The organism is Nitritalea halalkaliphila LW7, from assembly GCF_000265075.1.
Classification (GTDB): domain Bacteria; phylum Bacteroidota; class Bacteroidia; order Cytophagales; family Cyclobacteriaceae; genus Nitritalea; species Nitritalea halalkaliphila.
Genome location: NZ_AJYA01000002.1, coordinates 15,364 through 26,518 on the forward strand (window position 1 = coordinate 15,364; position 11,155 = coordinate 26,518).

Annotated in this window: 6 protein-coding genes and 1 pseudogene; 6 read left to right on the forward strand and 1 reads right to left on the reverse strand. The window is 46.3% G+C overall.

Features of this window, described 5'->3' with window-relative positions; translation table 11 throughout:
* Positions 1 to 23: 23 nt before the first annotated feature.
* A pseudogene (locus tag A3SI_RS00605) lies at positions 24 to 2,641 on the reverse strand (DUF5686 and carboxypeptidase regulatory-like domain-containing protein).
* A 556-nt stretch (positions 2,642 to 3,197) separates the two neighbouring features.
* Here A3SI_RS00605 and A3SI_RS19920 point away from each other — a divergent pair.
* From A3SI_RS19920 to A3SI_RS19940, 6 genes are all read left to right on the forward strand, one after another.
* Positions 3,198 to 3,887 (forward strand): carboxypeptidase-like regulatory domain-containing protein, encoded by a 690-nt coding sequence (locus A3SI_RS19920; protein ID WP_009053148.1) that lies wholly within the window; start codon positions 3,198 to 3,200, stop codon positions 3,885 to 3,887.
* On the forward strand, positions 3,884 to 5,314 hold the full coding sequence (locus tag A3SI_RS19925) for a SusC/RagA family TonB-linked outer membrane protein (protein WP_009053149.1): 1,431 nt from the start codon (positions 3,884 to 3,886) through the stop codon (positions 5,312 to 5,314). The genes A3SI_RS19920 and A3SI_RS19925 overlap by 4 nt, the downstream gene beginning before the upstream one ends.
* A 149-nt stretch (positions 5,315 to 5,463) precedes the next feature.
* Positions 5,464 to 6,174: a TonB-dependent receptor plug gene (locus tag A3SI_RS19930; protein WP_009053150.1), complete on the forward strand. Its 711-nt coding sequence runs from the start codon at positions 5,464 to 5,466 to the stop codon at positions 6,172 to 6,174.
* Positions 6,175 to 6,191: 17 nt separating this feature from the next.
* Complete coding sequence (locus A3SI_RS00615) at positions 6,192 to 7,688, forward strand: RagB/SusD family nutrient uptake outer membrane protein (RefSeq protein ID WP_040669707.1); 1,497 nt, start codon at positions 6,192 to 6,194, stop codon at positions 7,686 to 7,688.
* 92 nt (positions 7,689 to 7,780) lie between these two features.
* Entirely contained in the window at positions 7,781 to 9,253 is a 1,473-nt protein-coding gene (locus A3SI_RS19935) for an FG-GAP repeat domain-containing protein (RefSeq protein WP_238531542.1), read from the forward strand.
* Between the two features lie 80 nt (positions 9,254 to 9,333).
* Positions 9,334 to 11,073: an FG-GAP-like repeat-containing protein gene (locus A3SI_RS19940; protein WP_238531543.1), complete on the forward strand. Its 1,740-nt coding sequence runs from the start codon at positions 9,334 to 9,336 to the stop codon at positions 11,071 to 11,073.
* Positions 11,074 to 11,155 lie beyond the last annotated feature (82 nt).

The following is an 11,155-nucleotide window of genomic DNA, read 5'->3' on the forward strand; positions in this document are numbered from 1 at the left end:
TTTTCCAAGACCCTACAGCTTTTTTATTGGAAGGTGAAGATGCTGGCTACACCAAAGCGCAGACCGGAACGGAGCATGGTATCGTTTTCAAAGGCCATACCTGCTTCCACCCTAAAAATGCGGAAGATATTATCGACTGCGTATCCGATTTCAGTGTATCGTGGAGCGGTAGGAGTGGCGAGAAAGTTGACAAAAAGATTTTCGCGTAAACCGCTCGTGCGCAGGTACGGCAGCTGGGTTAGCGCGAATTTCCGGAACTGATAGTTCGTTAAGAATTTTGCGTACTGATCTCGCGTACTGTAAAGGTAATAATCCATGAATCGGAAATTATCCACCACCCCGAGGCTGGCGAACACGGTCCTGTTGCCACCGAAATGCGCGAAGTCCATCAAATACACCTGATCATTTGTCAGGAACTGACCTACTTCCGCAGCTACATGCAGACGGCCTGAAATCCCAAAACGCATTTCATGCTCCAGGCGACCACTAATAAAATCAAACTGTGCTGCTGTAGGGGAATCGAAAAGCTCGCCGAAGGCTCGTGAATAGTGCAGCTTGAGGGTAGGGCCTACTTGTTTTTCCAGTGACTTCCGCCCGTTCGAAATGCTGTAGCGAATACCGAAGCGATAGGTAAGATCCACAGCGGCGATGAGTGCCTCATGGTCGCGTGCCTCTCCGATATCCATGATTTCGACATTTTCGGGGAAGTTGGGGGTGAAAACGCGCTCAGGCCTATTGTAGAGGCTAAAGTTATTGGTGTTTTCCAGAAAACGTCTCTGGCTGTAGAGTAGGTGACCGTTCAGGGTAAAGGCATCGCTAAATTTGCGTTCCACCTTGGCTTCCAGAAAATCCTCTGCATAGATTTTCATCAGGTTTTGGCGCAGTAGTAAGGTGTACAGGGAGTTTACCTGTTCTACTATGGGCCCATTACCGATGACTCCCTCTGAATTAAACTGTTGGATGCGGCTTCCACCTCCTATCCCATAGGTGAGACTGCTTCTGTCTTTATAGTCTCTCATCCAATTAAGGGCGAAACGAGGAAGAAAGAGTTCAGAGGAGAACCCATAGCGCAAGTGTCCCGCCGCCACGAATTCTTTGCGGCGCAGCCGCGTATCCACCGTATCTGCGAATCGCCGTGTCTTTTCATAGCGCATGCCACTCCCCACCGTCACGCCCTCGACGGTATTAAAGTTAATTTTACCCCAGGCATCTTCTACGATAAGGCGCTGCCCGCCGCCGAGGTTCTTCTGGGTGCCGTTAAGTAAGATTCCTGGACGGAAGCGCCACTTGGACCTGGTATTTTGTTGTGTGCTGTCCTTCGGTTCGCGCTTTCCGGTCATTTCCTCCCTTTCGATTTTGGCGATACTATCATCGCGCATGTAGCCTTTCAGTTCGGCCTCCGTTAGGGCTACCGGTCGGATGCTGTCCCAGTAGCTCAGGTTCCGCCTACGCGCCAGACTATCTACCTTGTAGGTTTTTACCTCAGTTATTTGGGTAGCATCAGCCTCCTTAAGGGCCTCTTTTTCCAGATCCTGCATGAGCCGGCGCAGTTCTTTACGGCTCACCTCTTCCCCCTCTTCCAGCCTTTCCAGGGTTGATTTCTGACGGCTGGCTTTATCTAATGTGGTGATTTTCTCATCGATAAGCTTCGGCCGAATCGCCAGGGTCTCGTCCAGCTCTAATTCGTAGCGATCCGAGGAAGAGAGGTAGGTAAAGGAGCCTCCGAAGCCCATGACCTTTCCCGAGAAGCGCAGCTCCAGGGTGCCGGGCAGCCATATATCCTCCTGCACTTCTATAAAGAGCTCTTTCTGCTCGATTTTAAAGCCAAGCTGCGAGACGAATACATCGATACTGTGGATGGCCCAAAGCTCATCGATGATGTGGATGGTGCCTTCGAACACCCCCTCACCACGGGAGCGCGGCGTAACTTTAATTTTGTGAATAAGCCGGTTTCCTTCAAAGAAGGAGCCCATCAGCGTGAAACGGTAATAGGCAAAAGCCTGACGCGCGAGAGGGGAGATCCCACCCGCCACTTCTTGTTCATAAAAGGAAGTATTTAAGTAAGGGGCCGGCTGGCGCCAAAATCCTCTCCAGAGCTGCGGATGCTTAGCACTTCTTCCGCGTACGTGTTGGGCTGTGTGAACGTGATTTTGGAGACCGACTCTAAGGTATAGGCCTCATTTAGGTTTAAGCCCTCCTCTTTGAGTTGCTTTTTGATGAAGAAAGGGGCATTTTCGAGCACGCCCGTTCCTCTTAGGTAGACATATTTGGTGTAGCGCTTGATTTGGAGGCGGTGAAAATCTGCTTTGGCGATCGCCTTTCGCATGATCGTGTTCGCAGGATCTTCCTTTCCGGCCTTCACTTCCACTTCCTGCAGGGCGTAGGTCTGCTCTTCGAGCAAAATATCTTTTTCTATCCAGTTTTGGCCGCTTATGGTAAAGGTCTGCACTTGGGTTCCAAAGCCCATAAACTGGACGACGACGTCATAAACTCCTTCCGGTAACGGAATTTCAAAATAACCAAGCTGGTTCGCCGTAAAGCCCTGGCCTGTGTTTCGGACGTATAGGGAAGCGAAAGGGAGTGGGGTATCCGGTCCAGCTTTTACATATCCTTTTACTCCGGACTTGGCCTGCTGAGCCATTGCGCAGGCGCAAAGAAAAGGAAGAGCAAGGTGAAAAGAAGAATATTCGGTTTCACGGCATTCATGCTGTTAGATTATTCAAATATGTCGTGCAAGATAGCGGATTAATGGAAATAACACGACGTTTTAGCGGGGAAAATAATGTTGAGTTTAAACTTGCGAAGGGGGAAGTGTAGAGCATTAGATATAAAAGAGAATTTACTATCCTTTTTCGAGGGAGCGGGGAGCTCTGGAACAAAAGAATAGTTGGGAGAAGTGTTTCTTTCCAAATATTCGTTTTTCGGTAGGGAAAAACGGGAAAGCTGATTTTCAGTTTTTTAAAAAAAATTGAAAATTTTAACATTTCGTAAAGCTCAATCGATTTCGGTTGTCGAAAATTTAAATTATAAGGCTGTTTGTTGAGTTTAGATGAAAAATATCAATATTCTGTTAGCAGTGCATGAACGCTTTAGAAAGGTTCTGTTTTGTTAAATTTTGCAAAATTAAAATTAAACGTCCATTTTAGATTCGGAATTAAGTAAACACAACGTCGTTCTAAAAACAAACAACAAACCCTATGAGAAATTATTTACGAAAGCTGAAAGCACTGACACTCGTCGCCTTTATGCTGATGCTAGGCGTGCAAGTGGCTTTTGCTCAGGGTCGTGAGGTGACCGGGACAGTCCTGGATGCCGATTTTAACGATCCACTGCCGGGAGTTACGGTAGTCATAAAAGGTACCACGCGCGGTACCACTACGGACTTAGATGGTAAGTTTCGGATAACTGTAGAACCAGGAGACAGGACTTTAGTCTTTTCTTTTGTAGGCTTTACGTCACAGGAATTCGCCATCGGAAATCAGAGTACCTTTAATGTTACGATGGAAGAAGATATCACCTCTTTATCAGAGGCGGTAGTAGTCGGTTACGGAACCCAAGATAAGAAAGAGATTACATCTTCAGTAGCAAGTGTAGGTGTGGAAGATTTCAACAGAGGTAACTTCCCGAATCCGCAGAGCTTGTTAACGGGTAAGGTAGCGGGTTTGAACATTTCTACTCCTGGAGGTTCGCCAAATGCCCAGCCGACTGTTCGTCTAAGAGGTATCTCCTCTTTTGGAGCAAACTCAGCACCTCTTATTGTACTGGATGGTGTTATCGGTGCTTCCATCGATGCGGTGGATCCGAATGATATCGAAACGATCGATGTATTAAAGGATGCCTCTGCTGCTGCTATTTATGGTACACGTGTGCAGCGGGTGTTATTTTGATTACAACTAAGCAAGGGTCTTCCAAAAAGGGCTTTTCTAATGTAACCATTAATACCTTCGGTTCGGTAGATCAGGCTACAAACCTTATCCCTGTTTTATCTCCTGAAGAATTCAGAGCAAGAAGAATTCCAGAAGCAGATTTTGGCAATGAAACCAACTGGAGAGACGAAATTTTACAAACTCCTGTAAATGGTACCACAAACGTGTCTTTATCAGGCGGTTTCGGAAACACTAGCTACCTAGCATCCGTTAATTATAGAAATAATGCAGGTATCGTAAAGAATTCGGGGAGAGAGACATTGAATACGCGTTTAAATTTAAATCACGGAGCACTGAATAACAGATTACGTATGAACGTTAATCTATCCTTCACAGATACGGAGGCAAATGACGTGCCAGGTGAAGCCATGCTGATGGCTACTATTTTGAACCCAACGATGCCTATTTTTGACAACTCTGCTGAGGGTTTACGTAATGGAGGTTTCTTTCAGCCTACAGGATTTGACAATAATAACCCTGTTTCGCTTATTAACCTAAGACAAAATCAGACGAAAGTAAGGAATGCCTTATATTCTTATCGTGCGGAATTCGATTTAACAGATAAGTTAATTATTTCTGGGCAGTTTTCTCAGGATGTATTAAATACATTAAATGGTCAGGCTACCTCACGTTTTGATGGTGCTCCAGGTGGAGGTCGTGCGAACAGAGGGATCGCGGAGCAAAACACCTTTGATCGTGTGAATACGGTAATTACAGGTAACATCCGTTACGAAGATGAAATCGCAGATGGTTTAGAAATGGCCGTTTTAGCGGGTGCTGAATCTCAAATTTTTAACGAAAGAGGTTTCGGTGCACAGGTTAGACAGTTCTTATTTGACCAATCCTTTAATAATTTAGGTGCTGCGGGCGTTCGTTTTGGTGAAAACACCAATTTGTACTCTTTCGCAAACCGCTCGGTTCTGAATTCTGTATTTGGTAGAGCGAATTTCAACTACAGAAATACGTACTTCTTCTCTGCTACTGTTAGGGCGGAAACTTTCTCAGGTTTTGGTAGCGAAAACCAAACGGGTATCTTCCCAGCATTCTCCGCTGGTGCGGATTTGACGCAGGTATTCGATATGGGTATTTTCAATCAGTTTAAGTTAAGAGGTTCCTTCGGGGTAGTAGGTCAGTTGCCTCCTTCTCCAACCTTGGCGCTTGGTGTATTCGGAAATGGGAACCGTATTCAGCTTGATCCTCAGGATTTAAATACAGCTTTCGTAGCACCACAGCAGATTACGAATCCGAACCCTCAGTTACAGTGGGAGACGACTACTGAGATCACTTTAGGTTTAGACTATGCGATCATGAATGGTAAGATTTCGGGTAGCATTGATGTCTACAGAAGAAATATCTCTGATCTCCTATTCGAAACGCCGGTAGGGTAGGTAACCCAAATCCATTCGATCCAGGAAACTTCTTTACAGCTCCTGCCGTATGGGCGAATATCGGTGAACTTCGCTCTGCTGGTTTGGAATTCTTGATGACTACTGATCGTATAAATCTAGGTAGAGGAATTACATGGACGCCGACGGCTATGTTTACAATCTATCAGCGTGCTAGAATTCAGAACATCGGTGTGGGAAGTATTCAGCTACCTGAAATCAGACGCGGTGTTCCTGGATCTCCAGGGGTAAATAACTCTCAAGTAATCCGTAACATCGAAGGCGAGCGTGTAGGGGACATTTGGGCACCTCGTTTATTAGGTATTCTTGAAGATGGAACGACGGTATTATCTTCTGAAGAGCCTGATGATTTCGAGCGCATTGGTAATGCATTACCAACAGGTGATTTCGGATTTACGAACCAATTCAACTACGGTAACTGGGATTTCAATTTCCTACTACGTGGTTCTTGGGGTCACATGATGCTAAACTCATTCCGACTATTCTACGAAGGGGATGGAAATGCTACTTGGAACTCTGTACGCACGCGTAATACGCCGACTGATCCAGTAATCCGCAATGCGCCAAGTCAAGCATCTGACTTCTATTTTGAAAGAGGTGATTTCATTCGCTTGGATAACATGCAGTTAGGCTATACGATCCCTACTACATCTGAAAACATTTCTTCTTTCAGAGTGTATGCAGGTGTTCAGAACCTATTTACTTTATCTACATTTACTGGTGTAGATCCTGAAGTAAGATGGACTGACGGTGGTGATCAGTTAGCCCCAGGGATCGAAAGAAGAGATACGTATTTCGTACCACGTATCTGGACAGCAGGATTAACAATAACCTTTAAATAACATAAACTAGTTTACATATGTTACGAACAATTAAATCAATAGGTGTAGGAGGGCTCATGGCGCTAACCTTAGTGTCATGTGAGCTCGAGCAGGAGGTATTGACGGGAGTCACCGCAGAAGATTTAGCGAATAACCCTCCAGATGAATTAGTAGAAGTTTTGAAGCAGTCTGCGTATGCGCGACTGATGGGTGGTGGTAGCTTTGGGGGCCATGGAGGTTTCTATAGTTATCAGGAAATTAGCTCCGATGAAATTGCGATCCCTGTCAAAGGGGGTGACTGGAATGATGGTGGTGTGTGGGTACGTGCTCATAGACACACTTGGGCGGTAGACGATGTGGACATTAATGGCATCTGGGATTTTCCTTACCGTGTAATTGCTGAGTCCAACTTATTAATTCAGCAGTATCCCGATGTAGAGGAGCTTGTGGCAGAGCTACGCGTCCTACGTTCATTAGGTTACTTATGGTTATTGGACAGCTTCGGTAATGTGCCGCTGATTATCGAGACCACTACGGATCCTGCTCCTCCAGCAGCTACGGACAGAGAGCTTTTCGATTTTATCGAAGCAAGTGTGAAGGATAATCTGGATATGTTAACGAAAGATAATGTACGCATTAACCTGAACTACTGGACAGCGCACATGATTCTGGCGAAATTATATATCAACGCAGAAGCATATATCGGAGAGCCACGCTGGGCAGAGGCTGAGGAAATGCTAGATATTATCATTAATGAAGGTCCGTATACACTTTCTCCAAACTACTTCGCGAACTTCTCTGCGAATAACGCGGGTTCAGTAGAGAATATGTTTACGCTTCCTTATGATGCGAATAACGCAGGTGGCTTTAATATCCACCACATGACTTTCCACTATGACTCTCAAAGAACCTTTAACTTGGTAGATCAGCCTTGGAATGGTTATGCTGCATTAGAGGAGTTTTACAACAGCTACAGCGATAACGACCTAAGAAAGAACAACCTTCTAACAGGTCCTCAGTTTGAGTTAGACGGTGTAACGCCTCTACGTGATGAGTCTGGCTGGGATGGAGATCCTGATGGTCCTGAAATCAACTTCACTCCTGAGATCAATGAGCTACAGCCAAATGCGTTCCGTCAAGCGGGAGCTCGTATCAATAAGTTCGAGATTCCTTTAGGTGCGCAGCCTGACTTGAACAACGATTTCCCTATCTTCCGCTATGCAGATGTCATTCTGATGAAAGCTGAGGTTCGTTTACGTCAAGGTGATGTTAGCGGCGCTCTAGGTTTCGTGAACCAGGTGCGTCAGCGTGCTGGAGTAGAAGATTTCACTACGCTTACGCTAGACGATTTGTTAGCAGAAAGAGGTCGTGAAATGTTCGCTGAAGGTTGGAGACGTTCTGATCTGATTCGTTTCGGACGCTTTAATGGTACTTGGTGGGAGAAGCCAACTTCCCCTGTCACCAGAAACCGTTTCCCGATTCCGCTCAATCAATTACAGGGTAATCCAAACCTTAGACAAAATCCAGGTTACTAAACCTATTCAACCTGTTATAAGCTAAAAGAAGTGCGCTCAGGCGCACTTCTTTTACATTAAAGCCAGCTCATCCTTACTAGAGACCACGTAGCATGCGTTTACAATCCACCTTCCTTAGTTTACTCGTTGGTTTCCTCTTTTTTCAGTCTTGTGGGTCTTCCGACCCAGAGACCTCTACGCTATTTGAATTAGTACCAGCTTCTCAGTCAGGCATTGACTTTAGAAATGAGCTGGTCTATGATGAAAAGTTTAATCCATATACTTTTCGGAATTTTTATAATGGTGCGGGCGTAGCTGTAGGTGATATCAATAATGATGGCCTGCTTGATATTTTTTTTGCCGGGAACCAGGCAGATAATAAACTATACCTAAATAAAGGAAACTTTCAGTTCGAAGATATAACAGCCCAAGCAGGCCTCGCTGTACCGGGTATTTGGTCCACTGGTGTGAGTATGGTGGACATAAATGGCGATGGCCTTTTAGATATTTACATTTGTAAGTCCGGTCCTCTCGGGGGAGAGGAAAGGCATAATGCGCTTTATATCAACAACGGAGATCTCACCTTTACCGAAATGGCCGAAGCCTATGGCATTGCTGATGAAGGCTTGTCCCAGCATGCTGTGTTTTTTGATTTTGATCGAGACGGTGATCTGGATATGTACCTACTTAATAATTCTGCGCGTTCCGTGGGGATAAATGATCTCCGAACAGGACAGCGAGATATCCGAGATCCTTTAGGGGGGAATAAATTGTATCGAAACGATGATGGTTTCTTTGTAGATGTAAGTGAGGAAGCCTGTATCTATGGCAGTGCGATCGGCTATGGTCTAGGGGTAACCGTTTCTGACGTGAATCAAGACGGCTGGCCAGACCTGTATGTGTCGAATGATTTTTTTGAGAAAGATTATCTGTACCTGAACAACGGGGATGGCACCTTTTCGGAGGCCTTAGAAGACATGATGCAGGAAATTAGTATGGGCTCTATGGGAGCCGATATCGCCGACCTGGATAATAATGGTTGGCCAGATATTTTCGTCACCGAGATGCTCCCGGCCACCTTAGAGCGTGTGAAAACCAAAACCCCTTTTGAAGATTGGGACAAGTACCAAGCGAATGTAAAAGCGGGGTATTTTCATCAGTTTACGCGTAACACGCTACAGCGCAATTTAGGACGCCAGCCGGGTTCTGATCAGGTTCATTTCATCGATGTGTCACGGCAGACTGGACTCCATGCCACCGACTGGAGCTGGGGTGCACTCATATTTGATATTGATAATGACGGGCTTCGGGATGTTTTCGTGGCGAATGGCATCGTGAAAGACTTGACAGATTTTGATTATGTGGACTATTATGTAAACAATCAAAACCTAATTGCCACTTATCGAAAAGATTCCGTTTTGCTGACCAAGCTAATCGATCAGTTTCCCTCTGTTCCACAGCCTAATTTTCTTTTTAAAAATCAAGGAGGTTTTCGCTTCGAAAATATCGCGCCAACAGCCGGCTTGGAGCAACTTACTTTTTCCACAGGGCAGTTTATGCCGACCTGGATAATGATGGAGATTTAGACCTTATTATCAATAACCTAAACGGAGAGGCTTTCATTTATGAAAATAAAAGTGAAACGCTTTACCCGGAGCATCGCTTTTTGCAGCTGGATCTCGGCATGCGTTTCGGAGCACGCGTGATGCTTTATGCAGGTGACCAGCAGTTTATGGCGGAGCATAACCCCGTTAAAGGCTATATGTCTTCGGTGGATCAGCGCATGCATTTTGGGCTGGGCCCAATTACCGAACTGGATTCCGTTATCATTTTCTGGCCAAATGGCCAACGTACGCGCTTGGAGGCTGTAGCTACAAATCAACTTTTACAGGTTTCACCGCAGGCTTCAGATCCGTCTTGGTCCGACTTGCTTCCACAAGCAGAGGAGGGACTCTATCGGCTTTCGGACACCCTGCTGGAGTGGTCACATGAAGAAAGTAATTTTGTGGATTTTGACCGGGATAGGCTGCGCTTCCATATGATTTCAAATGAGGGACCGCGCATCGCTGTAGCCGACGTGAATGGAGACGGACTAGATGATCTCTGTCTGCCTGGAGCAAAAGGTCAGGCAAGTTCTGTTTGGCTGCAGCAGGAGGATGGTTCTTTTCGACATAGTCAGGATCTTTCTGTGCCAGAGGCAGAGGATGTGCAAGCGCTCTTCGTAGACGTTAATGGTGATGGGGCGCTCGATTTGTACCTTGCCTCGGGAAGCATCGAGCATGGGGTAGGGAGTATGCTCTATCAAGACAGGCTTTACACGAATAATGGCGCTGGCCAATTTACCCAAGTTGAAAATGCTTTGCCCACGCGTCCGATTAGCACTTCCTTTGTGAGGACCTTAGATTATAATGGAGATGGTTTTCTGGATTTGTTGGTCGGGGGCAGGTCGATTCCTTTTGCTTATGGGGTACCGCTGGATGTGCAGCTCTTAGAAAACGATGGAAAGGGTGGCTATTCACTCGTAACGGGTGAAAAAACGGCCGCTTGGAAGGAAGTGGGGATGACCCGAGACGCGGTAATCGTCGACATTGACGGTGATGGCTCCGATGAGGTGGTTTTGATCGGCGAGTGGATGCCTATCCGTGTATTTAAATGGCAAAACGAGCGCTTTGTAGATATTAGTCAGGAGGCGGGCTTTGCGAAAACTTCTGGGTTATGGAACACCGTGCATGTGTTTGATTATAATGGTGATGGGCATCCTGACCTCTTTTTCGGGAATCATGGCCGGAATACCCGTTTATCGGCGAGTGCTGCTCAGCCCATGCGCCTTTATGTAAATGATTTCGATCAAAATGGCAGTATCGAGCAGCTACTTACCATTTATGAGGGAGCTCAAGCTTACCCACTGGTGCTCAAAGGTCCTCTTTTGCGTCAGCTCCCCGCACTGCGAAAGCAGCTCCTTACCTACGAAGCGTATCAGGATAAGCGGATGGAGGATTTATTCCCTGCTGAGGTTTTAGCGCGGAGCCTCGTGCTAGAAGTGGAAACCCTGGAGCATCACTTGTTTCTGAATGATGGAGCGGGTAAGTTTACACGGCAAAAGCTACCCGAACTGCTGCAGGCGGCTCCGATTTATGCGGTTCACAGTATTCCCGAAAGTCAGCAGCTATGGTTAGGTGGAAATCAGTCGCGCATCAAACCAGAGCTTGGAACTGCCATGGGGAGTTTTGGCTGGGTGCTCAGCCATCGAGATCCCGCATCACCGCGGGTGCTTTCCGCTGAGGAGTCGGGGTTATTTGTAAGAGGTGAGATTCGGGATATGCAGTCCATTCGCAGCCGAAATGGAGAAAAAATTTTAGTCATTCGAAATCATGATAGCGGTTTAGTATATGAAAAAGTGGAGTAACTGTATGTGTTTTCACAGCGTAGCTAAGGCATTTCGTTCCAGTTTGGGGCTCCTGCTGCTCCTGTCGGCCAGCGCCTCCTGG